The organism is Chryseobacterium sp. MYb7, assembly GCF_002979455.1.
Classification (GTDB): domain Bacteria; phylum Bacteroidota; class Bacteroidia; order Flavobacteriales; family Weeksellaceae; genus Chryseobacterium.
This window is the reverse complement of the sequence record NZ_PCOU01000001.1, coordinates 294,341-318,145: the sequence shown is the minus strand read 5'-3', so window position 1 is coordinate 318,145 and position 23,805 is coordinate 294,341. Positions and strand designations below refer to the sequence as shown.

The window sequence follows — 23,805 nt, the reverse complement described above, 5'->3', positions numbered from 1 at the left end:
AATTTTTTTAGAATCTGAATTGAAGGTTCACAAAATAAGATCTACCCTGGTTATACCAATATTTAGGAGCGAATACCATGTTTCCGCTGTCGTAATCATTAGCATAGTCAGTATAGTTAACGTTTCTCGTCTGCTCAAATCCTCCTGTAATAAAGTTTCTGTTATTAAGGATGTTATTTACCGATGCAGACACCAATACATAATACTTACCAATCATCCAGGACTTACCTGCATTTACATTAAAGAAGAATGCTGAAGGTAGTTTTGTAGGCGTAAGAACTCTTGCCAGCTCTTCCTCATTTACGTTGTCATAAGGTACTCCCGGTGTATTAGGGTTGGTATAGAATCTTGCTGTTCTGGTTACCGGAGACGGATCTAAGAACGAATGTCCGAAATAGTTCCATGTTGCTCCCAACCACCAGTATTTAGGGCTGCTGTAACGAAGACCTAAAGTATATGCCTCCTGAGGAGTTCCCCCTTGTCTGTAGTTTTTAAGAGTAGCTTCACCCATGTTCGTATAAGATCTTGATACTATATTTCCACTTCCGTCAAGCTCTCTGAATGTTCCCACAGCATCAGATGCAAAATAAACTGTAGGATTGTTTGTATAGGTATACTGTCCTAAGCTTAATAATCCACTCGCTGTCAAAGTAGGAGTAACTTTCAATTGTGCACCAAGCTCAATACCCATGTTTCTCTTATTAGCTCCAGCCAATACCTGTGTAATGAAAGCACCATCCTGAATAGGAGCCTGATCTCCGCTTTCAGTAAGCGTTGTCAATTTAACTCCCTGTGCAAAATATCTTTGTACACTTGTTTCGTTCTGAGTATTAACAAGGTAACCTGTCAATCTAAGTTTTAAGATCGGGGTAGAGATTACGTAACTCAAGTCGTTTGCATCAACAACAACGTTCTTGATACCCGGAGTCGTAACACCACTTACTCTTGTATTAAAATAAATATCATTTAAGAAAGGAGACTGCGAAAAGTAAGCTCCGTTATAAACTAAGAAATTTCTACCGTTGATTTTGTACGTAACCTGACCTTTAATCCCTGCATTCCAGAAGTTCTGGTCTGCACCTTTTCCGTAAGAAGACTCATACAGATAGTGTTGGAACAATCCCTCTCTGCTGTTTGTTGTATACCCGAAAAGTCCGGAAATGAAAACATCAAATTTCCCTGTTGCAAATTTGAAAGCAGGGTTAATTTTAAATTCCTGTCTTCTGAAAATATAACTGTACCCTATTTTGTCACCTTCTCTTTTGGCAACATCTCTATCGCTTTCTCTTGTGTTAAATTTACCCCAAACACTTCCTGCAGTGGTATTGGATGCAAACGGATCCATATTCAGGGCGAAATCAGCACCTAAAAGATCGTTTACTTCTCTGTACTGTTCAGATCTGTAGTTTTGGTAAGATACGTTTAAAATGAAACGGGATGTATCATTAAAGTTATAAGTATAGTGAGTAGCTAGATTCCATACTTTATCATCTTTTACATCATCCACAAGATAATAAGCAGCTCTTCTACCACCAAGCGTAGCATTATATTCTACGTTTCTGTTGGCATTGTAAAGATTATCCCAGTTGATCTGCGTATGAGACTGATCATCATTCGTCCACCAGTCTCTGGTAATTCCGATGTTCGCAGCCTGTTCTGGTGCTGGGTTTGTATAGTTTAACCAATAGCTTGGTAAATTACGGTAATAGGTTGGAGATGGGTTATTGGCTCTGTACCAATCTAACCTTGAACTGTATTCTTTACCGAACTGGTAAGAAACAGACGTCCATAATTGAGAGTTTTTATTGATTTTCCAGAAATCCTGTAATTGGATCATCGGCTGGAAACCTCTTTTCACTCTTTCATTTCTTTTATCTCCGTTTTGCCATCCCCAGTAAGAGTTATAATGAACTCCTCTGAAGTCATATACTTCCTGAGTACTTGGACTTGAAGAGCTTCTTGAATATTTGGAACCAATGGCATTCAACGTCATGGTGTGGCTGTCGCTGAATTTCTTCTCAATACCAAGATATCCGCTGTATGCATCGTAGGCAGTACCATCCTGGATCCCTTCCTGTGCCCATCTTCTTGCAATCATTCCTGTAAATGCCCATCCGTTCTTGCTCATTCCGGAAGAGAATCTGTAAGATAATCTGTTGGTATAGTTTCTGTTTGTCAGAGAGTAGGTCAACTGACTTCCTTTTCTGTATTCACTGGCTTTAGTATTCTTATAAAATACTCCGGTAGTTCCTCCGAAAGCATATTCGGAAGGCGCATGGTTAGCAGAAATTTCCGGGTAACGGGTAATTTCATTCAATCCTCCCCATGTACTGAAGTCTACGTCTCCATTATCTGCAGCGGCCATAGAAACCCCATTGATCATATTCTCACCTGTTCTGCTATCAATTCCTCTCGGTCGGAACCAGTATGGCCCTAAATCGAAACTTGCAATTCTGTTGAATACATCCTGAGAAGACTGCAGCAATCCTACTGTTGCAGTTTGCTGTGCTCCACCGCTGTCACTTTCTCCTGAATCCTCTACAATAGCCAAACCCTGATCTGCACCATTCAATGCAGAATAAAGAGTAATTACTCCAAGATCTTTTCTTTTCTCATCACTAGTTACGTCAAATTCAAAAATTTTCGTTTCGAAATTTGGTTTTGTAACCATAATCTGATAATGTCCGGGCATCAAGTCAGTAAATTGGAAATAACCGATCTTGTCTGCCTTTGCATCATTTCCTGCTCCTTTTAAATCTACACTTGCTTGCTCCACAGGCTTGCCATCCGCATCCTTAAGATACGCATACACTGTTGTCTGCGCATAATAATACGACGCAGGCAGCAAAGTAAATAAAGAGATCAATGATAGTTTTTTAATCATGAGTATATTAATTTTTTAATACTTTTCTTATTAATTCTCAACAGTTTAAAAGTTGGGGGCACAAATTTAGTTAAATTTTATAATTCACAACTTTTTTAACGTAAATTTTTCTTAACATTGCAAACTTTTAAGAATCATTATATAAATGATGATAAGATTGTTGCTTTTAAATTTACAAATATTTAAAATACAGTGAATTAAAAAAAAGTAAATTTGCAAATTAAATAGTATTAATAATAACTCTAAATAAATGAAGAGATTTTTAAGTCTGTTTGCCATCCTTATTTCAATCATGGCATTCTCACAACAAGGAAAACTGAGAAAAGTAGCTACCGTAGGTTTTTTAAACGTTGAAAACCTTTGGGACACTATTCGATCAGCAGATTATATCGACGGAACCAAAGACATTAAGAATCCTGCTTTCCACAGAAGTATTCCTATAGATTCTATCAAAATTCTGGAATCTGAAAAATATGATGGGCCGTGGAGTGACAGTGCTTTAAAAGGGAAAAAAGTAGTAAGAGAACAAAGTGGCTCTGATGAATTTACGCCTAAAAGTGCAAAGAACTATGGGTCAAAAATTTATAAAGCAAAACTGGCTAACGAAGCGAAGGTAATTTCTGAAATGGGAGCACAATATACCAAAACAGCTCCTGCAGTAGTTGGATTAATTGAGGTTGAAAACAGACAGGTAATCCAGGATCTTGTGAATGAACCTGCTTTAAAAAAATATGATTACGGAATCATTCATTACAATTCTTATGACTATAGAGGAATTGATGTTGCATTAATCTATCAGAAAAGAAGATTCACCCCAACTAATTCATTAAAAAAAGAACTGGTCATTTATGGTGACAACGGAAGAAGAGAATATACCAGAGATATCCTTGTGGTAACAGGTTTTTTAGATAATGAGAAAGTAGCATTTTTCATGAACCACTGGCCTTCAAGAAGAGGTGGTGAAGCTATTTCTTTACCTAAAAGAAATGCTGCCGCTGCTTTGTTAAAACAACAGATGGACAGTGTAAGAGCTGCGGATCCAACAACTAAGCTTTTTGCAATGGGAGATTTTAATGATGATCCTGTAAGTCCAAGTTTAAAAAATCATTTGAAAGCTCAGGCAAGCCCTAAAGATTTAAGTGAAGAAACACCTTATCTTAACCTGATGTATCCTTTATATAAGAAAGGAGTCGCTTCTCTTGCGTATCAGGATGCACCCAACCTGTTTGACCAGATTATTGTTTCTAAAAACGTTATTTCAGATCAGGTAACTAAAGAATATTCTGTGTACAAAGCAGAAATCTTTGCTCCGGCTTATTTAGTCAATAAAGAAGGAAATTACAAGGGATATCCTTTCAGATCCTGGAATGGTGACCAGTTTACAGGAGGCTACAGTGACCACTTTCCGGCATTTGTAGTTCTCCAGAAAGAACCATAAAAAAGTTAGGCACTCTTATTGGAGTGCTTTTTTTATGTAAATACCTTTATCATGAAAAATAGTATTTTATTAGTAATGATTGCATTGGTACCTTTCAGTTGTTTTTCTCAGGAAACACCAAAGAAAGATAAAGAGCAGCATGAAATGAAGCCTTCTAAAAATGAAGAAGGAGAATGGGATCTTACGGTTATTGACACCCAGTTTGATTATTTTCTGAGTGCTGTAGCCAAACCCATCAGCCAGTATACAGAATCTTATCTGAAAACAAAAAACACATTTTTGGTCAACGAATGGAACAGTTATTATAATTCCGGGAGATACAGAAATGTTATAGAATCTGGAATAGATTACGATCCTAAGGAAAACTACGGGATCAAGTTTGAATATAAATTATACCAGGTCTTCGTGTATGTGAACTGGAAATATAAATTAAGAATGAACGGATTATCCGGAAGCGATGCAATAAGATAGTTTCACCATTACATCTAATAAAAAAGGTTCAGAGTAATTCTGAACCTTTTCATTTTTATAATAGCTGAAAATTATTTATTGAATAATTCTTCTACTTTATCCCAGTTTACTACATCGAAGAATGCAGAAACATAGTCAGGTCTTCTGTTTTGATAGTTTAAATAATAAGCGTGCTCCCAAACGTCTAATCCTAAAACCGGAGTTCCTTTAACGTCTGCTACAGGCATTAATGGGTTATCCTGGTTTGGTGTAGAAGATACAGATACAGAACCGTCAGCATTTTTTACCAACCAAGCCCATCCTGAACCGAATCTTGTTTTAGCAGCATCAGAAAAATCATTTTTGAATTTCTCAAGACCACCGTAGTTTTCGATGGCAGCTTTTACATTTCCTACAGGCTCTTTGCTTCCTCCTGGCGTTAAAATTTCCCAGAATAAAGAGTGGTTGAAGTGTCCTCCTCCATTATTTCTTACAGCTGGCTTGTCAGTACCTGTCTGGCAGATTTCTTCGATTGTTTTTCCTGCTAGCTCAGTTCCTTCAATTGCTTTATTTAAATTGTCAATATATGCCTGGTGGTGTTTTGTATGGTGGATTTCCATAGTTTTTGCATCAATAGTCGGCTCTAATGCATCATATGCATATCCTAGTTTTGGTAATTCAAATGACATAATCTTTATTTTTAATGTTATAACCCAAAAATAGCCAATATTTAAGGTATTATCAAGGATTGTAGATTACTTTAATAAATCTTTAACATTGATACATTGATTTAGAATGAATTAAATTTTGGGAGTAAGGAAGTTTGAAGGGGGAAGATGGATATTTAAAAGGCTTTTTTTAATTTAAATATTAGACTTGCGGCTTCTAATCTTTGGATTAAGTCCTAAAAAAGCACGAATCAAAATGATCCGTGCTTTCTATTTAACAATATTAAATTAAATTTATTTATTTATTCATAGACATCAGGAATTCTTCATTATTCAGAGTTCCTTTGATGTTTTTATTAACAAATTCCATTGCTTCTACGGGATTCATTTCAGAAAGATATTTTCTGAAGATCCACATTCTCTGAGAAGTCACTTCATCCAGAAGCAGATCATCTCTACGTGTACTGGAAGAAATAAGATCAATAGCAGGATAGATTCTTCTGTTAGCAATTTTTCTGTCTAACTGAAGTTCCATGTTACCTGTACCTTTGAATTCTTCAAAGATTACTTCATCCATTTTAGATCCTGTATCAATCAATGCTGTTGCAATAATAGTAAGAGATCCTCCTCCTTCAATTTTTCTTGCAGCTCCAAAGAATCTTTTTGGCTTGTGAAGAGCATTAGCATCTACCCCACCGGAAAGTACTTTACCAGATGCAGGCGTTACCGTGTTATACGCTCTTGCCAATCTTGTAATGGAATCCAGTAAGATCACTACATCATGTCCGCATTCTACCATTCTTTGTGCTTTTGCAAGAACAAGGTTGGCTACTTTCACGTGTTTTTCTGCTGCTTCATCAAATGTAGAAGCAATTACTTCTGCATTTACGCTTCTTTCCATGTCAGTAACCTCTTCCGGACGTTCATCAATCAAAAGAACCATCATATACACTTCCGGGTGGTTGGCTGCAATAGAGTTTGCAATATCTTTTAGCAACATCGTCTTACCTGTTTTAGGTTGTGCAACGATCATTGCTCTCTGACCTTTTCCAATAGGGGCAAATAGATCTACAATTCTGGTAGAAATCGTAGAATTGCTTCCTGCCAAATTGAATTTTTCTTCCGGGAAAAGCGGAGTAAGATACTCAAAAGCAACACGGTCTTTGATGAATGCAAGATCACGTCCGTTAACTTCTGTTGGTTTTAATAATGAAAAGTATTTCTCTCCTTCTTTCGGAAGTCTTACAATTCCTTTCACGGTATCTCCGGTTTTCAACCCATAATTCCTGATCTGTGCTGTAGATACATACACATCATCCGGAGAAGAGATATAGCTGAAGTCTGAGGAACGTAAAAATCCGTAGTTATCAGGTAAAATTTCCAAAACACCTTCAATGCTTACCAATCCATCGAAATTGAATTCTTTTTTATGGTCGTGCTGCTCTTCTGCCTTTTCAGAATGTCTGTTTTGATTCTGATTTTGGTTTTGATGCTGCTGGTGTTGGTTTTGGTTTTTATGTTGGTTTCCACTGTTCTGTGGATGGTTGTGTCCTTTTTGAGGTCTGTTAGCCTGTTGTTGTTGAGGATTGTTAGGCTTTTCATCAGCCTGAGCAGGCTCTTGAGATTCTGTGTTTTTTGGAGTTTCTGGTCTTTCCTGAGATACTTCTGTATTAGCTGTATTGGTAGAAACTCTTTTTCTTTTCTTTTTAGCTTGAGCACTTGCTGCTGATTCTTCAGTTGCTGCGGCTACTTCAGCTTTGGGTTCTTCCGGTTTTATTTCTTCAGAAGCGGGTACCTTTTCTTCTACTTTCTCTTCTGCTTTAGGTTCTTCTGCCGGAGCTTTTGTATTTGTGTTTGTTTTTGGCTTGGCTGCTGGTTTTTTAGGAGCAGCTTTTCTTGCCGGGGCTTTAGCAGGTTTTTCTGCTGGAGCCTCTTCAGTGGTTACACTGGTAGTTTCTGTGGCGTTGAAATAATCTTTTGCAACTTTAGGGTTAGAAGCCTGAAAGTCAAGAATAGCAAAGATCTTGTCATTTTCATTGCTGGTTCTTGCAACTTTAACGCCCAAATCTTTTAAGATTTTAGTCAGTTCCGTTACGGATTTTGACCTTAACGTTTCTATGTTAAACATATTTATGTAAAAATGTAATTAATTGTGAGTAAGAAAAGTAAGTCCGGCGACTTTGGTTTTCAAGTACATTGTATAGTGCAAATCTACACTTATTTTTGAATTGTGCAAAATTTATGTTATTTTTGCCAAGAATTTAATATTCAATGCTACAGAGAATACAAACTATTTGGACATTATTAGCAGTTTTAGCTGCTGTTTTCCTTTTTATAACGGGACAGGATGTTGTCATTTCAGACAGTATTCCTTTACTTAATATGGGATGTATAATCCTTGTTATTATTGGAGCATTAAGTATTTTTAGTTTCAAAAACAGAAAAAGACAAATTTTGCTGAATACCATCAGCATCATTATAAACGTTTTGTTGATTGGTGTATTGGCGTACTGGTTACTCAACTTATCCGGAGGAATTCATTTTCCTGAGAAGGGTATTGAGCCAATTTTCCCATTAATTGCGGTGATATGTCTGCTTATAGCAAATGTTTACATCCGTAAAGATGAGAGGCTCGTAAAATCTGTAGACAGACTTCGATAACCTTACAACGATTTTTTGAGTGAGAACAGCTTCTTTTTAGGAGCTGTTTTTTATTTTTCATCTACTCCTATTTTATACTTCTACTCTGTCAGATCAATTAATTTATGTACATTCATGCAACATTTTAACTGAAACCACGACAGATCATATAACTTTCAATTAAAGACAATGAAAAAGCTAACTTATTTTACTTTATCACTTTTCTCCATATTTACCTTTGCACAGGAAGTTTCCAAAGAAAGGGTAAAAACAGTCCTTTCTACACTGGCCTCAGATGAAATGAAAGGCCGTGAAATCGGAACTCAGGAAAATGAAAATGCCGCCAATTATATTGCTAAACTTTTCAAAGAAAACAATCTGGAATACTGTACAGGAAAATCCTATTTAGTACCATTTGACTATAATGGAAAAACAGTATACAATGTCTGCGGTGTCAAAAAAGGAAAAACAGATCAGTATTTGGGATTCTCAGGACATTTTGATCATATCGGAACCAGTGATAAAACAGGAGACAATATTTACAACGGAGCAGATGATGATGCCAGCGGAATTACAACTCTGGTAGGCATCGCCGATTATTTTAAAAACAAAAAACCGGAATTCTCCATGGTCTTCATGGCATTTAATGGTGAAGAAAAAGGAATGCTGGGTTCAAGAGCTATTTCAACAGATAAAAACTTAGATCCTATTTATAATAAGATGACCGCACTTTTCAATTTTGAAATGGTCGCAACAGAATCTCAATGGGGGAAAAATGCATTATATATGACGGGAGACGGATTCTCAGATCTTGATGAACTTTTTAATCAAAATGCAGTGAACGGATTAAAAATAAATGCAGATCCTTATGCAAGGCAACAATTATTTTACCGTTCAGACAATGTAAGCTTTGTAAAAAAGAAAATCATTGCTCACTCATTCTCTACCGTTGATATGACAAAAGCTTCTCATTATCACCACGAAAATGACGATATCAACATTGTAAATTTCGATAATATGACACAGATCATCAATAACTTTGGAAAAACACTGGACAAACTGAGTCCTAAAAATTTTGCACCAAAATATAATGACCAGGTCAAATTTTAAATAAAACCATCATATAAAAACCGCTATTTCAGCGGTTTTTTTCATTAATTCATCTTCTTTTTTTATCTTTTATTCTTAAGTCATTTTCAGGCTTATTGATTCAAAAAACAAAGTCTAATTGCCCTGAGTTGTAACAAAAAGACATTTTTTGGAACTTATCCATTAAAGTAAAACAGGATTAAGAACGTCTTATCTTTTAATTTTACGTAATTTTGTTATCCAATTTTTTCATTGAATGAACCAATATATTAAAATACTAAAGTTCGCAAGACCTCACCAAAAATACATCTACGGAAGTTTGTTTTTCAACCTTATGTACTCTGTATTTCAGATTGCTTCCTTAGGGACTATCCTACCGGTTTTGGGGATGCTTTTCGGAACCATTGAGGCCAAAAAATACAGCCATCCACCTGTGTATTCGGGAGAGATTTTAGATTTCTTCTCTTACGCAAAAGAATATGCCAATTATTATGTTCAAACCTTAGTAACTGAGCATGGAGCACTTAACGTTTTGGCCTGGCTTTGTGTGATCACGGCTTTTATGTTTTTACTAAGAAACCTTTTCAGATATTTAGGTTCGTTTTTATTGATTAATTATCGTGTAGGTGTTACTAAAGATCTTCGTGGAGCTATGTACAGAAAGATTCTTTCTTTACCGGTTTCATTTTTTACAGAAAGCAGAAAGGGAGATCTGATGTCCCGTATGTCAAATGACGTAGGTGAAGTTGAAGGTAATATTTTGGGAAGCTTAGTTGAATTGATCAACGCACCTTTCATGCTGATCAGTACATTGGTAACGCTTTTCTTTTTAAGTACAGAAATGACACTTTTCTCGCTTTTAGTATTGCCTGTAATGGGAACAATGATTGCTTTAATTGGAAAGAGTCTGAAAAAAGATTCTCACCAGGCTCAAAATGAGATGGGAAATATTTTCTCAATCGTAGATGAAACATTAAAGTCTACAAAGGTGATTAAGATTTTCAGTGCAGAAAAAATAATGGACAACCGTTTTATGCAGTCTATGCAGAAATGGATTAACAGCTCAATAAGCTTAGGAAGAAAAAAAGAATTAGCCTCTCCGATGAGCGAATTTTTAGGTTCGGTTACATTCTTAATTATTGCCTGGTATGGAGGTAAACAAATTATTGTAGAACAAAGTATTTCGCCTGCTGATTTCCTGGTTTTCCTGGGTATTTTCTTCCAGATTTTACCTCCTGTGAAAACTTTATCCCAATCTATTTCGAATGTACAGAAAGGAGAAGCTTCTCTTGAAAGGGTTTTAGCCATTCTTGATGCTGATGTGAAAATAGACGAAATACCAAATCCTGTTTCTATCTCCACATTAAATAGTTCCATCGAATTTAATAATATTGGTTTTTACTATGATAAAGACCACACGATTCTTAAAAACTTCTCACTTTCTATTCCAAAAGGGAAAACTGTTGCTCTTGTTGGACAAAGTGGAAGCGGTAAAACAACCATTGCTAACCTTTTAGCAAGATTTTATGATGTTTCGGAAGGAGAAATTCTGATTGACGGAACAGATATCAAACATTTAAAACTACAGGAATACCGTAAGCTATTAGGAATGGTAACACAGGAATCTGTATTATTTAATGATTCCGTTTACAATAATATTCTGATGGGTAAACCTGATGCTACCAGAGAAGAAGTGATTGCAGCCGCAAAAATTGCCAATGCAGATGCATTTATCACAAAACTTCCTGAAGGATACGAATCCAATATCGGAGATGATGGAGGAAAACTTTCCGGAGGTCAGAAACAAAGGGTTTCTATTGCCAGAGCAGTATTGAAAAATCCACCTATTATGATCCTGGATGAAGCGACGTCTGCATTGGATACAGAATCCGAAAGATTTGTACAGGACGCACTGGAGAAAATGATGGAAAACAGAACTTCTTTAGTCATTGCCCACCGTCTTTCTACTATTCAGAAAGCAGACTGGATTGTGGTAATGGAAAAAGGTGATATTGTAGAACAGGGAACACACCATGACCTGATTGCAAAAAGAGGAACCTATCACAAACTTGTTGAACTTCAAAACTTCGACTAATCTTTTAATTGAATTAAAATGAACCCTATACAAGAGTATTTCTACAGAATCAATGAGCCTGAAAGAAGTACTCTTTTATTTTTACGTGATGCTATTTTAGCGTCAGATCCTGAAAATATTACAGAAACGTTCAGTTTTGGGCTTCCATTTATCAAATACAAAAAGAAAATGCTGTGCTATTTCTATTACAGCAAAAAATACCAGAAACATTATCTTAGTTTTTATCATGGCGACAGACTCGATTATCCGGAATTGATCCAGGATGGCAGAAAGAAGTTTAAAATCCTTCTCATTGATGTAAATGAAGATCTTCCTGTTGAATTGATATTAAACCTGACTCAGGAGGTTAAAAGATATATAAAATAAAAAAAACTCCGGTACGAATTATCATACCGGAGCACTCTTTAAAAACCTTTTATCATTGTGTGTTTATTCCACTGAATTCAGCCTTTTTAATTGCCCACGCAAGAGCGTTGGCATAGAATATTGAGTTATATACATTCATTTCATAAGCTGCAGCTCCATTTCCGTAATTGGGTTTAGCAATTGGTTTATAGTTCGTATCTGCATAGAACGGGCATATCGTATCTGAGGTATTTGGAGAAGTAACCGTTCCACACTGAGAGTTGAATCCACCATCACCTACCCAGATGAAGTTTAATGTATTATGTTTAAATGCCGTTACACGACCTACAGTTCCTGAAGGTGAAGCTGTTGAGATGTTTGTATCACCTGAATACACTGTAATTTCACTGGAAGGTAGACCCGTTGCATACGTTGTGGCGGAAGCATCTTCTCCCCATTGCAATCCTCTGATATCTCCGAAAGGACCGTTCAATATTTCATCATTGGTCATTGGCAGTTTATAGATAGCCCCTGCACTGTTTACACTTCCGGTATTTACTGATCCGTCAAAAACATTTCTGAACAGGTTCTGCATTCCGGCATTACTTTCAGAATAAGCAACGATTACTCCTCCTTTTGCCAAATAATTCTTTAACACCTGTGCTTCTGCTGCATTCATCCCCCATGCATATCCTATGACGATAATATCCACAGGATTAGATCCAGTTGTCCAGGTGGTCAGCTGTGCAGCACTTGGGCTGTCTGTACCATCTATGATCTGATCCCATCCTTCGTATTTTACGATGCTATTGGCCAATGTTCCAAAGTTAGCAGCTGCTTTAGTTACCATACCAGATGGAGAGGTTCCTGACACATTATATCCACAACCGTTTGGTGCTGTTCCGATTGTTAAAAGTTTTTTCTTTGGAACCACCACAATCACATTTACAGAGCATGTTGTGGATACCCCTCCCTGGCTGTCGGAAGTAATCGTAATTGTTTTCACTGCGGTAGATGTAGGAGTTCCTGTTCCCCCTAATGTTATATTCTGATTTCCTGTAGCCGTAAATGTTCCTGATCCACTGAAAGAAATGCCATCCACCGTATTGGTAGTAATGGTATAACTTCCCAATGCCGAAACGTTCACAGGTAAAGTAATTGTATTGGAAGCTGTAAGAGCCGTTCCTACTTTGTAAATACCGTTTACAGTTGCACTTCCACAGCTCATGGTATAGGTTCCCGCAGGACTTAGCACAGCAATAGAAATAGCAGGAGTACAGGTAACAGCAGTCCCGTTGGCTTCTAAGGACACATTATCTATCTGGATATTTACAGGTGTTCCCTGCCCCGGAATCTGTATTGTCTGTGTTCCGGTATTTAGAAACACTCCGGTTCCGTAAAAATTATATCCATTGCTAGTAGTTCCGGATATAGTATAATTTCCCGGTTTTGTAACGTTCACCGCAATATTCAGGTAATTCGAATTGGTAAGTTCTTTACCTTTCACATAACTTCCCATTGCTTTGGAAGTGGAGCAGTCTATCGTAAAAACAGCTTTCCCCATTTGTCCGCAGACACTTTTCCATTCGTTATCCGCAAGACTCCAGTAATTGAAACAATCTTCTGTGGTATTGTAAATTGTTAAACCATCATCTTTGGATTGGTTAATTGTAATGGCATTTCGCTGCGCTTCAGTTAATCTGGGAATCAGTATCCCTTTATTATTATTTCCTGAAACAACATCCAAAACAGAATTGGAATTGGGCGCAGTTGTATTAATCCCTACTGCACCATTATTGGTTTGTGAATAAAATTTCCCAAAAACAAAGAGCATTGCTATTAACAAGACTTTGACTGAGGGCATTGTAAATTTTGTTTCCATCATTGTTTAATTTATAATTGTTTGATCATTAAAATTTCCAGCTAAATCATTTAACTGCCACAAAATTATCAACCACAGACAATTACAAATTAATTCTCTCTACGCAATACTACTCACGCGTAGTAAAACTCACAAAACACCAATACCTTATCACCTTAAAAAAGTACAAATAAAAAGTTGAATTATTTAACAAAACCCAACCATAATTTAAAAAATAAAAACCAAAACAATACAATAATAATTATACTATAACTATTGCCAAAAATAATCCGCCTTTATTAAACAAAAACCAACACTTCTTACACTTTAAAAATGGTCTTCCATTTAGCAATGGTATTTCGGCTTATTTTAAATTGCTTACCCAACTGAAAGTTGTTAAGCCCACACTGTTTTTGATATTTTAAAATTTTCAAAATAGATTCTTCATCATAGGAACGGAGCCTTTGATTATTAAACCCGACTCTATATTCAGGTTCACCAAAAATCAGTTGATTAAATTTCAGAATGTCAAACGCCGAATTCAATGCTTCCAGCTTATGCCTGATTGCGGCTTCTGTTAATTTTTCCGGGAATTTTTCTTCAAGAATGTCAGTATAAATTTGTTTGTAATCAGGGATCATGTTATAGTTTTTTCATCCATTTGTACAGCGTTGTTTTGGGTATTTTATACCTTTCCACCACGTCATTAGCAGTCATTACTCCGGTTTTTATTTTTTCAAGTATAAAATCCTTTACCTCCTGTGTATAGATACTTTTCCTGAAAACCAGGGTATTTTCTTTTTTTCTGAACACATTATCAATTCTGGATTGCGGAGAATACAAAATCAAATGTCCGGTATAAAATCTAAAGAAATCGAATTTTAAAAGCTTGCACCACTTCAGCAGGATCTCCGTGTCCATACTTTTTGCACGATACATTTTTTCCACGTCTTCTTCTGTACTCTCAAAAAATCTACAGATTCTTTCTATTGAAATCTGATGTTCTTCCACTTTGGATCTGATCAGGCTCCCAATATGAATGTTCTTAATATTCATCACAATATTTTTAAGTAAAAATATCGACAAGAAAAACAAAAAGTACCATTAAAGACTACTCAACACTACGTATGGGTAATAAAAATCGGAATTTTGTTTAAATTTTAATGAGAAAGCTATTGATATTGATCTCTGAGGAAATGTTCAGCTTTTTCCGGATCCTGTATTTTTTACTTTCCACAGCCCTAATACTGTTATTCGTACACTGTGCAATCTTCTTGGTATCAAAATCAAGCTTCATCAAAGCACAGAAATACAATTCAGAATGAATGAGGTTAGGATTTATTTTTAAAATATCAGGAATAAAATGAGGGAAAAACACCTGAAACTTTTCAAAAAACATAGGCGAATTACTTTCTGCTAAATTTAAAATCTCCTGAATATTTTCTTCTGAAAGATGGTTAATCAGCATCTGATGCTTCATGAGTTCCGTATTTGTTTTTACCAGATCTTTGATGGTAGAATCTTTCTCCTTTTTATCTGAAATTAATCCATGAATAAGCGCATCTTTCTGGGTAATAAAAACAATATCCATCAGGAAAGAGGCCACGGAAAATAAAATATTCAGCAGCTTTATGGTTTTAAAGTCCTCTTTTTCTATATATCTGCTTTTAGGAAGAAAATCAAAATCAAAGTAAAGGCATGCAATAAAGTTAATACTGATCATGAAAGTAATAAGAAAAATAGCAAAAGCATCTTTTTTATAATTCAGGAAGAATGGTACGGCAAACAAAAGGCAAAAATAAAAATACTCTACACCTGCATTTTTGTAGGTATAAATATTAAAAAAACTCACTATAAAAGTCAGCAAAACAAATATAAAGATGACGGTTCCCTTCAATACATTTCTAAACCGCTTCGTCTTGCCCTTCATTGCCATTAAAAACAGCCAGAAAAAGGTAATAACAGTGAGAAATATCGAGATAAACATATCTCCGAAAAAAGTAATAATAAAAATAGAATAAAACAGAAATATGAAAAACAGTAAAAGCAGATAACGGTTAATAAGATGAAGATAATTACTTTCGAAATCATCATCCATATTCTCCGCTTCGTCGTTGATCACTTTAAAGAAAAACTTATAAATCATCATGTTGTTTTTTTGTGCTTTCACAAGCTTAAGTTGGCATTTGTACTTCTGAAAGTATAAATTCTCCCATATTAACAGCCTCTCATGCAAATAAAAAACTTACAAAACGAAATATGTCAGTACTTTTCCAGCATTAAAAAGGGTATGATTAAGGTGTTTTTCTAGTTCTAATTTACTAAAAATCAACATTAAAATTATCAAATAAAATACCATTCCCAATAAAATTTAATAATCATTTATCTCATATCACCTAAAAAGCGAAAGCTTGTGTTTTTAAGCATGCAAAAATATTGATCTCAACGGAATATCATTAATCTTCTTATACGCAATATTACGCGTGCGTAATTAAACTCAAACAATAAAATATACTCATTAATTCAACATAAAAAAGAGAGCTAATCAGCTCTCTTTAATTTTTATATACGATAAAGAATATTAATTTCCTTTCAGTTTGGCAATAATATCTTCACCTCCTTTTGTAATATCTCCGATCTTGCAGATGATTTCCGTATCCAAAGGCAGGAATACATCCATTCTGGACCCGAATTTAATAAATCCGAACTCATGCCCCGCTTTTGCTTTATCTCCTTCATTACAGTAGAAAACAATCCTTCTTGCCACATATCCTGCAATCTGTCTGAAGACTACTTTATGATTGGTCATTGTTTGCACTGCAACAGTAGTTCTTTCGTTCTCTGTAGAAGATTTTTCATGCCATGCTACAAGGTATTTTCCAGGGTGGTATTTCTTGTAAATCACCTCTCCGGAAACCGGATATCTACAGATGTGTACATTCAGTGGAGACATAAAAATAGAAACCTGAATGGCTTTTCCTTTTATAAATTCATCTTCATCCACTTCTTTAATCATTACCACTTTTCCGTCTACCGGAGCTATTACGTTTTCTTTGTGATCAAGAATATTACGATCCGGAACTCTGAAGAACCAGAAAACTAAACCGTAAATAACCAATAGTGGGATGATGATCAGCAGGGACCATATTTTAAGGAAATAAATTGCTAGCGCACCCAGGATAATAAAAGCCAGGGTTGCAACAGTAATTGTTCCTTTTGATTCTCTATGTAATTTCATGAGACTAAATAAATTTTTCTAAAATAAAGTACAAATATACAACAGGAACGCAGATAATAAAACTATCCAGCCTGTCTAAAACTCCGCCATGCCCAGGAATGATGTTTCCACTGTCCTTCACACCGAAATTTCTTTTCAATTGGCTCTCCACCAAATCACCTAGCGGAGCAAAAGCGGCTACCAGAAACCCTACGACCATCCAGTTTCCTCTCAGCTCTGGCTGATAATGTTCTATAAAATAAGATAACACTAATGTTAATACCACACCTCCCGCATATCCTTCCCAGGTTTTCTTAGGGGAAATTTTAGGAGCCATTTTATGTTTTCCGAAGAATTTCCCTACCAGATAAGCAAAGGTATCACTACTCCAGATCAGGATAAACAGAAACAGCACCTCAAGAGAGAAATTTTCTGAATAGCTGGAGAACTTCGGAAGTCCTAATGCAAAACTAAACGGAAGCGCAACGTAGATAACCGTAAAAATAAGTTTCCCGCTGTCAAAGTATAATTCGTTGGGATATTTGAATAAAGTAACCACAGCAATCCCAATGAGTGCCAGCGCCAGTATTTCACTAAGCCTGAAATCAAAAAAGAAATCGTGATTAAAATATCTTTTGGAAAACATGTAGAATATAAAAATGACCAGCGGATACACTACCCATTTTTCATACCCGTTTCCAAATTTCATGATTTTGACACACTCCCATGTTCCCACAATCAGCAGCAAGCTCATTAACCCATGATAAAGATACTGTTGCTTGGCAAGACCAGGCGCAATACTGTTCAGCAGCTGTGCTCCCAATGGAGTAGAACAAAGAATAATGATGGCTACATAAACGATACCTGATACGGTTCTTTGAATGAGATTTTTGTCCAAGATTTAAAATTTAGAGGTGGTTGCTTAATCTTCAAGCAGCAGTAAAAATAATTTTGTATTGGAATTGGAAGAACTGTCCATTTTAGACTGGCTTCCGCTGATGGAAGTAAGGTTCTTGATATTTCCGTTTCTTTTTATTTTCCCCATAGCATCATTCAGGTTGTTTACAATCTGTGAAACATTGGCAATGATGATAATTCTGTCGGGAAGCCTTGAAGAATGATAATGAAGAATATTATTATGCGAAAGCATGATTCTGCCATCATAGGCAATCAGGTATTCACAGGTGATGAATGCGGCGTCATTAGACGGCTGAAGTTCTGAGGTATAGGTAGACTTCACAACGTTCAAAAAGTTCTGAAGTTCTTTATCCCAACAGAAAAGGTTGTGTATACCTTCAATTTTGATAATTTGATTTAAAGTTTGTAGAGCCTCCGCTTCATCTGCACAATAATTAAAAAATCCCCCCGAATGCGTAAATAATTGCGCAAACTTATAGTCAAGATCCGCATTTTTCAGCGAATCCCCAAGCTTCTCCAGGCTCTGTTTGTCCTCTTCTTCAGGCTGGTTGGTAAGTTTGCTTACAATCCTCTTGAATAAATTCAACTTAATCTATTTTTAGTCAACTTTATACAAAAATAGAAAATAAATTACAATAGTGTCCTAAATATCTCCTTAAATATGAAAAAACCTGACAATTTTCGAGGTTGTCAGGTCTTTGTAATATTTATTTTTAAGAGTCTTAAAGCTGTGTTGGGCTTTCTGGAGCCTGTATTTCGCTTTCTTCTTCTTTTTCTTTGATTTGAGGTGCTTCCGCTACTACCGGCTGATCTTTTTCAGGAATAGTATTGGTAACAGGCTTCTCTGTCAATTCAGGATCCCATGCTCTTTTTCCGAATATTTCTTCCAAGTCTTCACGGAAAATCACTTCTTTTTCTAATAGCTTATTTGCAAGAGCATCAAGTTTATCTTTATTTTCTTCAAGAATTCTCACTGCTCTTTCATACTGATTTTCGATAATCAACTTGATCTCTGCATCAATTTTGGTAGCCGTTTCTTCAGAATAAGGTTTTCCGAAATTGTATTCAGACTGGCCAGAACTGTCATAGTAAGAAATGTTACCGATATTCGGGCTTAAACCGTAAATTGTTACCATTGCCTGAGCTCTCTTCGTTACTGTTTCCAGATCAGAAAGTGCTCCTGTAGAAATATTATTGAAGATCACCTGCTCTGCTGCTCTACCTCCTAATGTTGCACACATTTCGTCCAACATCTGCTCAGTAGTAGTAAGCTGTCTTTCTTCCGGAAGATACCATGCTGCCCCTAAAGAACGTCCTCTTGGAACAATTGTTACCTTTAAAAGCGGTGATGCATGTTCTACCAACCAAGAGATTGTAGCGTGACCTGCTTCATGATAAGCAACCCTTCTCTTTTCAGATGGTTTGATTGCCATGTTTTTCTTTTCAAGTCCACCGATAATTCTGTCAACCGCATCCAGGAAATCCTGTTTTGTAACAGAGGTATGGTTATATCTAGCCGCAATTAAAGCAGCTTCGTTACAAACATTAGCAATATCTGCCCCACTGAATCCAGGAGTTTGTTTTGCTAAGAAATCTCTATCTACATTATCATCAAGCTTGATCTTTTTCAAGTGAACATCAAAGATCTGTCTTCTTTCGTGAAGTTCCGGAAGGTCCACGTAGATAGAACGGTCAAAACGACCTGCTCTCATTAATGCTTTATCAAGAATATCTGCTCTGTTGGTTGCTGCCATTACAATTACATTGACATCTGTTCCGAAACCATCCATTTCAGTAAGAAGCTGGTTCAATGTATTTTCTCTTTCGTCGTTTCCGCCAGAGAAATTATTTTTTCCTCTTGCACGTCCGATAGCATCAATCTCATCAATGAAGATAATCGCCGGAGATTTCGCTTTAGCCTGAGCAAAAAGGTCTCTTACTCTGGAAGCCCCTACTCCCACAAACATTTCAACGAAATCAGAACCTGAAAGTGAGAAGAACGGAACTTTAGCTTCCCCTGCAACAGCTTTTGCCAATAGGGTTTTACCTGTTCCCGGAGGACCTACTAAAAGGACTCCTTTAGGAATTTTACCTCCCAGTTTTGTGTATTTTTCAGAGTTCTTCAAGAAATCTACCACTTCCTGAACTTCTTCCTTAGCTCCTTCCAATCCTGCAACATCTTTGAATGTCACCTGAATTCTTTCTTTTTCGTCAAAAAGCTTCGCTTTAGATTTTCCGATAGAGAAGATTTGTCCGCCAGGACCTCCTCCACCGCCCATCTTTCTGAAAAGAAGGAAGTAGAATAATCCAAGAATGGAAATCCAAACCAGCGCAGGAACTAAGATATCCATTAGTGCGCTTTTGCCTGTACCGTAATCTTTTGTTGTTTTAATAACCGGATTGCTGGCTTTAACCTGTTCAAATTTCTGTAGGAAAAGTTGAAGGTCTCCATATTTCACAGAAAAATCTGCTTTAGGAGCCATTTCGAAGGCAGAAAGAGGGTTGTTTTCTTTACCGGTTTTGGAAACCATTGCTGATTTCGCTTCTTTTGTTAGGAAAACATCAGCTTTCTCTATGTCTTTGTATATAATTATATTCTGGACTTTGCCCGCCTGCATTTCTCTAAAGAAACCATCTTCATCAATAGATTTTGCGGCATCACCCCCAAGGAAATTGGAGCCAAAAAATAGCAAAAGAGCTATGATTGCAATAGGAAAGAACCAGTTGAATCCTTTATTATTCATTTAGACTTTTTAAATTTTTATTATTCATTTTCAATTTTGGTAATGACTGCGTCACCCCAAAGCTCTTCTATATCGTAGTACTCACGTACCTGTTTTTGGAATATATGAACCACCACTGAAACGTAATCCACCAATACCCACATCGCATTTTCAGTACCTTCTACGTGCCAAGGTCTGTCCTGTAGTTCGTTTCTTACTTTCTTCTCTACACTTCCCGCCAATGCAGATACCTGTGTATTTGAGTTTCCACTACATATCACGAACGTTTCTGCTACGGAGTTTTCGATGTTGGAAAGATCAAAGATCATAATGTCTTCTCCTTTTACATCCTGGATAGCTTCAACGATTTTATCTATTAACGCTTGTTTTTCTGCTGTCTTATTCATTAAAAAAATACTATAATCTGCAAATTTATTGTTTTTTCTTTACTTTAACCTTACTTTTACCCTCTTAATGTCTTAAAGTTTTCTTAAATGAGCCAACTCTTCTACCTGAAAGAATGTTCTTCTACTAATGACGAAATATCAAAGTTTTTACTTTACGGAGATTCAAATTTTATAGGACTTCATACTTTTAATCAAACAAAAGGCCGTGGTCAGTATGGAAATGTTTGGACTCAGACTGCCGGAAAAAATCTGGCTTATACGCTGGCAGTGAATACTCAGAACATCCTGTGTTCCGACTTTATGTTCAATTATTATACCGCAATGATTATCCGGGATTTCCTTGCCAAATTGTCTGACTCTGAGGTAAAAATCAAATGGCCTAATGATATTATCCTTAAAGGTAAAAAAATCGTTGGAATTTTAATAGAAAAGAAAAAAATTAATCAAAATAATTATTTCATCATCGGGGCCGGAATCAATATTCTTCAGGATAATTTTGATGCAATATCCAATGCAGGATCACTTCTGACGCAGACAGGTGTACGATTTGACCTTGAAGAATTCTCCTTGAATTTTCATGAATATCTGTCTGAAAAATTTAGAAATATTCCTTCCGATCAGGAAATTCTGGACGGATTTAATAAAAGTCTTTTCAGAAAAGATCAGGTATCCGTCTTTGAAATTGAAAAAGAGCGACAAAATGGCATCATCCGACATGCAGACGAAAAGGGTGAACTCTGGATCGAACTGGAAGACGGAATGCGTTCCTTTTATCACAAGGAAATAAAATTACTTTATTGATTGGCTCTTTTGATATAAAGATAAAGAGTAAGCGGCAAAAACACCATATTAGGCAGCCACATGGCTACAGCCGGAGACAAACTTTTATTTTCTGAAACAACCTTTAGAGCTTCAAATGAAAACACGAAAATAAAGGCCAATGAAATCCCTATTGCCAAGTTTACGCCCAACCCCCCTCTTTTCTTTTGTGATGACAGGGAAAGCGCCAGGAACGTCAGGATAATGATCGAAACGGGCATTGAGGTTCTTTGGTGAAGTTCATTCAGGTAAGAGTTCAGGTTACTGTTTCCTCTTGCTTTTTCTCGATCAATAAACTTCAGAAGTTCCGGAGTCGTTTTATTTTGCCCTAAAAGCTCATTAGGGAAAAGTTCTTCTGGTGTATGTCCATAGTTTTTCCTTAATTCTATCCCGTTTCCGAGTTTTTCGGTATTATCTTTATTGATGGTTTTTTCCAGATAGTTATTTAAAACAAACTGCTTTTTGGTTTTGTCCCAATATACTTCGCTCGCTTTAAGCTCATAGGTCATTTTTCTGTCTTTATCATATTTCTGATAGACGAAGCTTGATCCTCTTTTTTCTCTTTTGTTCCAGGAATCCACGAAGATATATTCTGTTTTACTTAGCTGTGAAGAGGCTGGAGCTGTTCCTAGAATCTTTTCTTTATTGGCGGCATTATAGGTATATGCTTCCAGTTCATTTTTCTTGATATTGGCCCATGGCAGCACCATATGATATACCACAAGGGCTATCATCCCAATAAAAATAGAGGTAAACAGATAAGGTTTGGAAAACCTGTGAAAACTGGCTCCACTACTGATAATAGCAACAATTTCAGTATTGTTTGCCATTCTGGAGGTAAAATAAATTACTGAAATAAATACCAGAATGGAAAGGAATGTTACCACAAGATTGATGATCCAGAAGGGATAAAAATGGATAAGGAAATATGTAAGATCCAGTTTAGGATCAATAGCCTTGGCATTTTCTATCCTTGGAATCTTCTGCTGAACATCGATTACCAATACGACTATAGACAATAATACCAACATGAAACTGAAAGTTCCAAGGTATTTTTTAATGATATATCTGTCTACAATTTTAAGCATATTCTCTTACAGTCTTTGTCTAAGAACCGGTACTACAGAGTTTTTCCATTCGTAAAAATCTCCTGCAATAATATGTTCTCTGGCCACTTTTACTAAATCCAGATAGAATGCCAGATTATGAATCGAAGCAATCTGTTTTGCCAGATATTCTTTAGATACAAACAGGTGGCGAAGATACGCTTTTGAATATTCACGATCTACAAAACTGGTTCCAAATTCGTCCAAAGGCGAAAAATCGCGCTTCCATTTTTCATTTTTAAGGTTCATAACCCCTTGCCACGTGAAAAGCATTGCATTTCTTGCATTTCTTGTTGGCATTACACAATCCATCATATCAATTCCCAGTCCGATAGACTCAAGGATATTCCATGGAGTTCCAACACCCATCAGATATCTTGGTTTTTCTTTTGGAAGAATGTCTGTCACTTCATCAGTGATTCTGTACATTTCTTCTTCAGGCTCTCCTACAGAAAGTCCTCCGATGGCGTTTCCTTCTGCTCCTGCTTCAGAAATCACTTCTGCCGAAATTTTTCTAAGGTCGGAATAGGTAGATCCCTGAACAATAGGAAAAAGTCTTTGTTTGTATCCGTATAATTCAGGATTATCATTAGTCCATTCAATACATCTTTTCAGCCAACGGTGGGTAAGCTCCATGGATGATTTTGCCTGGTTGTAGTCACAAGGATAAGGAGTACACTCGTCAAAAGCCATGAAAATATCAGCTCCGATCTGTCTTTGGATCTCCATTGATCTTTCCGGGGAAAACATATGGTAACTTCCGTCGATGTGAGATTTGAATCTCGCTCCTTCTTCTGTCATTTTTCTGTTACTCGCCAGTGAAAATACCTGAAAACCTCCTGAATCGGTAAGAATAGGAAGATCCCAGTTCATGAATTTATGTAAACCACCGGCATCCTGCATCGTTTCCATGCCCGGACGAAGATAAAGGTGGTAAGTATTTCCCAGAATAATCTGAGCTTTAATGTCGTCTTTTAATTCTCTCTGATGAACTGTTTTCACACTTGCTACAGTTCCCACAGGCATAAAAATGGGAGTTTGAATCTTTCCGTGATCTGTGGTAATTTCCCCTGCTCTTGCTTTTCCTTCAGAGGTTTTTTCTATATTAAAAAATTTCATCTCTATCCTTTTTAATTCACTATTTT

21 protein-coding genes are annotated in these 23,805 nt (G+C 36.4%); 7 read left to right on the top strand and 14 right to left on the bottom strand.

From position 1 onward, the window contains the following. Positions 1–7: 7 nt before the first annotated feature. Positions 8–2,884, bottom strand: a complete 2,877-nt coding sequence (locus CQ046_RS01450; RefSeq protein ID WP_105700546.1) for a carboxypeptidase-like regulatory domain-containing protein — start codon at positions 2,882–2,884, stop codon at positions 8–10. A gap of 250 nt (positions 2,885–3,134) precedes the next feature. On the opposite strand from CQ046_RS01450, the gene CQ046_RS01445 reads away from it, so the two are divergent. After that, on the top strand, positions 3,135–4,322 hold the full coding sequence (locus tag CQ046_RS01445) for an endonuclease (protein WP_105700545.1): 1,188 nt from the start codon (positions 3,135–3,137) through the stop codon (positions 4,320–4,322). Between the two features lie 51 nt (positions 4,323–4,373). Beyond that, entirely contained in the window at positions 4,374–4,793 is a 420-nt protein-coding gene (locus CQ046_RS01440; RefSeq protein ID WP_105700544.1) for a DUF6146 family protein, read from the top strand. A 71-nt stretch (positions 4,794–4,864) separates the two neighbouring features. Here the strand turns inward: CQ046_RS01440 and CQ046_RS01435 are convergent, their stop codons facing one another. Continuing rightward, positions 4,865–5,461: a superoxide dismutase gene (locus CQ046_RS01435; protein ID WP_105700543.1), complete on the bottom strand. Its 597-nt coding sequence runs from the start codon at positions 5,459–5,461 to the stop codon at positions 4,865–4,867. Positions 5,462–5,738: 277 nt separating this feature from the next. Next, positions 5,739–7,568 (bottom strand): transcription termination factor Rho, encoded by a 1,830-nt coding sequence (gene rho / locus CQ046_RS01430; RefSeq protein WP_105700542.1) that lies wholly within the window; start codon positions 7,566–7,568, stop codon positions 5,739–5,741. Positions 7,569–7,711: 143 nt separating this feature from the next. On the opposite strand from rho, the gene CQ046_RS01425 reads away from it, so the two are divergent. The 4 genes from CQ046_RS01425 (at position 7,712) to CQ046_RS01410 (ending at position 11,630) form a co-directional block, all read left to right on the top strand. Next, positions 7,712–8,101 (top strand): DUF4293 domain-containing protein, encoded by a 390-nt coding sequence (locus tag CQ046_RS01425; protein WP_105700541.1) that lies wholly within the window; start codon positions 7,712–7,714, stop codon positions 8,099–8,101. A gap of 168 nt (positions 8,102–8,269) precedes the next feature. Further along, positions 8,270–9,190, top strand: a complete 921-nt coding sequence (locus tag CQ046_RS01420; RefSeq protein ID WP_105700540.1) for a M28 family peptidase — start codon at positions 8,270–8,272, stop codon at positions 9,188–9,190. 235 nt (positions 9,191–9,425) lie between these two features. Then, positions 9,426–11,264 (top strand): ABC transporter ATP-binding protein, encoded by a 1,839-nt coding sequence (locus tag CQ046_RS01415; RefSeq protein WP_105700539.1) that lies wholly within the window; start codon positions 9,426–9,428, stop codon positions 11,262–11,264. An 18-nt stretch (positions 11,265–11,282) separates the two neighbouring features. Further along, positions 11,283–11,630, top strand: coding sequence for a DUF1801 domain-containing protein (locus CQ046_RS01410; RefSeq protein WP_105700538.1), 348 nt, complete (start codon positions 11,283–11,285; stop codon positions 11,628–11,630). 52 nt (positions 11,631–11,682) lie between these two features. Here the strand turns inward: CQ046_RS01410 and CQ046_RS01405 are convergent, their stop codons facing one another. From CQ046_RS01405 to rsfS, 9 genes are all read right to left on the bottom strand, one after another. After that, positions 11,683–13,491: a hypothetical protein gene (locus CQ046_RS01405; RefSeq protein WP_123906552.1), complete on the bottom strand. Its 1,809-nt coding sequence runs from the start codon at positions 13,489–13,491 to the stop codon at positions 11,683–11,685. 299 nt (positions 13,492–13,790) lie between these two features. Next, complete coding sequence (locus tag CQ046_RS01400) at positions 13,791–14,111, bottom strand: transposase (RefSeq protein ID WP_105700536.1); 321 nt, start codon at positions 14,109–14,111, stop codon at positions 13,791–13,793. A 1-nt stretch (position 14,112) separates the two neighbouring features. After that, entirely contained in the window at positions 14,113–14,526 is a 414-nt protein-coding gene (locus CQ046_RS01395) for a transposase (protein ID WP_105700535.1), read from the bottom strand. A 97-nt stretch (positions 14,527–14,623) separates the two neighbouring features. After that, a complete protein-coding gene (locus CQ046_RS01390; RefSeq protein WP_228406835.1) occupies positions 14,624–15,619 on the bottom strand; it encodes a helix-turn-helix transcriptional regulator in 996 nt (331 codons plus the stop codon). Between the two features lie 432 nt (positions 15,620–16,051). Beyond that, positions 16,052–16,708, bottom strand: a complete 657-nt coding sequence (locus tag CQ046_RS01385) for a phosphatidylserine decarboxylase family protein (RefSeq protein WP_105700534.1) — start codon at positions 16,706–16,708, stop codon at positions 16,052–16,054. Positions 16,709–16,712: 4 nt separating this feature from the next. Then, positions 16,713–17,585: a phosphatidate cytidylyltransferase gene (locus CQ046_RS01380; protein ID WP_105700533.1), complete on the bottom strand. Its 873-nt coding sequence runs from the start codon at positions 17,583–17,585 to the stop codon at positions 16,713–16,715. 24 nt (positions 17,586–17,609) lie between these two features. Beyond that, positions 17,610–18,191, bottom strand: a complete 582-nt coding sequence (locus CQ046_RS01375) for an LUD domain-containing protein (protein WP_165790439.1) — start codon at positions 18,189–18,191, stop codon at positions 17,610–17,612. 136 nt (positions 18,192–18,327) lie between these two features. After that, positions 18,328–20,349: an ATP-dependent zinc metalloprotease FtsH gene (gene ftsH / locus CQ046_RS01370; protein WP_105700532.1), complete on the bottom strand. Its 2,022-nt coding sequence runs from the start codon at positions 20,347–20,349 to the stop codon at positions 18,328–18,330. Between the two features lie 20 nt (positions 20,350–20,369). After that, positions 20,370–20,735: a ribosome silencing factor gene (rsfS, locus tag CQ046_RS01365; RefSeq protein WP_105700531.1), complete on the bottom strand. Its 366-nt coding sequence runs from the start codon at positions 20,733–20,735 to the stop codon at positions 20,370–20,372. A gap of 87 nt (positions 20,736–20,822) precedes the next feature. On the opposite strand from rsfS, the gene CQ046_RS01360 reads away from it, so the two are divergent. Continuing rightward, the gene (locus tag CQ046_RS01360) at positions 20,823–21,536 is read left to right on the top strand and encodes a biotin--[acetyl-CoA-carboxylase] ligase (protein ID WP_105700530.1); all 714 of its coding nucleotides are present in this window, start codon (positions 20,823–20,825) and stop codon (positions 21,534–21,536) included. On the opposite strand, the gene CQ046_RS01355 is transcribed toward CQ046_RS01360, so the two are convergent. Together CQ046_RS01355 and tgt are read right to left on the bottom strand one after the other, a co-directional pair. Next, entirely contained in the window at positions 21,530–22,642 is a 1,113-nt protein-coding gene (locus CQ046_RS01355; protein ID WP_105700529.1) for an LptF/LptG family permease, read from the bottom strand. The genes CQ046_RS01360 and CQ046_RS01355 overlap by 7 nt on opposite strands. Positions 22,643–22,648: 6 nt before the next feature. Further along, on the bottom strand, positions 22,649–23,779 hold the full coding sequence (tgt, locus tag CQ046_RS01350) for a tRNA guanosine(34) transglycosylase Tgt (protein ID WP_105700528.1): 1,131 nt from the start codon (positions 23,777–23,779) through the stop codon (positions 22,649–22,651). Between the last annotated feature and the right edge of the window lie 26 nt (positions 23,780–23,805).

Coding starts and splice junctions, on each gene's coding strand:
- CQ046_RS01450 (WP_105700546.1), bottom strand. CDS start 2,884: ATGATTAAAAAACTATCATTGATCTCTTTATTTACTTTGCTGCCTGCG.
- CQ046_RS01445 (WP_105700545.1), top strand. CDS start 3,135: ATGAAGAGATTTTTAAGTCTGTTTGCCATCCTTATTTCAATCATGGCA.
- CQ046_RS01440 (WP_105700544.1), top strand. CDS start 4,374: ATGAAAAATAGTATTTTATTAGTAATGATTGCATTGGTACCTTTCAGT.
- CQ046_RS01435 (WP_105700543.1), bottom strand. CDS start 5,461: ATGTCATTTGAATTACCAAAACTAGGATATGCATATGATGCATTAGAG.
- rho (WP_105700542.1), bottom strand. CDS start 7,568: ATGTTTAACATAGAAACGTTAAGGTCAAAATCCGTAACGGAACTGACT.
- CQ046_RS01425 (WP_105700541.1), top strand. CDS start 7,712: ATGCTACAGAGAATACAAACTATTTGGACATTATTAGCAGTTTTAGCT.
- CQ046_RS01420 (WP_105700540.1), top strand. CDS start 8,270: ATGAAAAAGCTAACTTATTTTACTTTATCACTTTTCTCCATATTTACC.
- CQ046_RS01415 (WP_105700539.1), top strand. CDS start 9,426: ATGAACCAATATATTAAAATACTAAAGTTCGCAAGACCTCACCAAAAA.
- CQ046_RS01410 (WP_105700538.1), top strand. CDS start 11,283: ATGAACCCTATACAAGAGTATTTCTACAGAATCAATGAGCCTGAAAGA.
- CQ046_RS01405 (WP_123906552.1), bottom strand. CDS start 13,491: ATGGAAACAAAATTTACAATGCCCTCAGTCAAAGTCTTGTTAATAGCA.
- CQ046_RS01400 (WP_105700536.1), bottom strand. CDS start 14,111: ATGATCCCTGATTACAAACAAATTTATACTGACATTCTTGAAGAAAAA.
- CQ046_RS01395 (WP_105700535.1), bottom strand. CDS start 14,526: ATGAATATTAAGAACATTCATATTGGGAGCCTGATCAGATCCAAAGTG.
- CQ046_RS01390 (WP_228406835.1), bottom strand. CDS start 15,619: ATGATGATTTATAAGTTTTTCTTTAAAGTGATCAACGACGAAGCGGAG.
- CQ046_RS01385 (WP_105700534.1), bottom strand. CDS start 16,708: ATGAAATTACATAGAGAATCAAAAGGAACAATTACTGTTGCAACCCTG.
- ftsH (WP_105700532.1), bottom strand. CDS start 20,349: ATGAATAATAAAGGATTCAACTGGTTCTTTCCTATTGCAATCATAGCT.
- rsfS (WP_105700531.1), bottom strand. CDS start 20,735: ATGAATAAGACAGCAGAAAAACAAGCGTTAATAGATAAAATCGTTGAA.
- CQ046_RS01360 (WP_105700530.1), top strand. CDS start 20,823: ATGAGCCAACTCTTCTACCTGAAAGAATGTTCTTCTACTAATGACGAA.
- CQ046_RS01355 (WP_105700529.1), bottom strand. CDS start 22,642: ATGCTTAAAATTGTAGACAGATATATCATTAAAAAATACCTTGGAACT.
- tgt (WP_105700528.1), bottom strand. CDS start 23,779: ATGAAATTTTTTAATATAGAAAAAACCTCTGAAGGAAAAGCAAGAGCA.